At 65.6% G+C, this 668-nt stretch carries 1 pseudogene; it reads left to right on the forward strand.

The features are described 5' to 3' along the window. Positions 1 to 668 (forward strand): annotated as a pseudogene (locus tag AWB69_RS45405) (malate synthase G); the annotation flags it as partial.

The following is a 668-nucleotide window of genomic DNA, read 5'->3' on the forward strand; positions in this document are numbered from 1 at the left end:
GTCCACGACCTCGCGCCGAAGAACCGCGCGCTGCTCGCCGAACGCGACCGGCTGCAAACGGAGCTGGACCAGTGGCACAAGGCGAATCCGGGACCGGTGCGCGACTTGAAAGCGTATCGCGCGTTTCTGGAAAGTATCGGCTACATCGTGCCGGCCAGCGCCGCTGCGCAGGCCACGACCCGGAACGTCGATACGGAAATTGCCGGGCAAGCCGGACCGCAACTCGTCGTGCCGCTCTCCAACCAGCGTTACGCGCTCAACGCCGCGAATGCGCGCTGGGGCAGCCTGTACGATGCGCTGTACGGCACCGACGCGATTCCCGACACCGACGGCGCCGAACGTACCGCGCAATTCAACCCGGTTCGCGGGGCGCGTGTCATCGCCCGCGCTCGCGCGTTCCTCGACGAAGCCGCGCCGCTCGCCAACGGCTCGCATGTCGATGCCGCCGCGTATCGCGTAGAAGGCGGCAAGCTTGTTGTCACGTTAAAAAACGGCGCGTCGGCGTTGAAATCGCCGGATCAGTTCATCGGTTTCCAGGGCGATGCAAGCGCACCTTCCGCGGTGCTGCTCAAGCACCACGGCCTGCACTTCGAGATCCAGATCGACGCAACGGACTCCATCGGCAAGACCGATGCCGCGCATGTGAAGGACGTGCTGATGGAGGCGGC

This window comes from Caballeronia udeis (assembly GCF_001544555.2).
GTDB classification, from domain to species: domain Bacteria; phylum Pseudomonadota; class Gammaproteobacteria; order Burkholderiales; family Burkholderiaceae; genus Caballeronia; species Caballeronia udeis.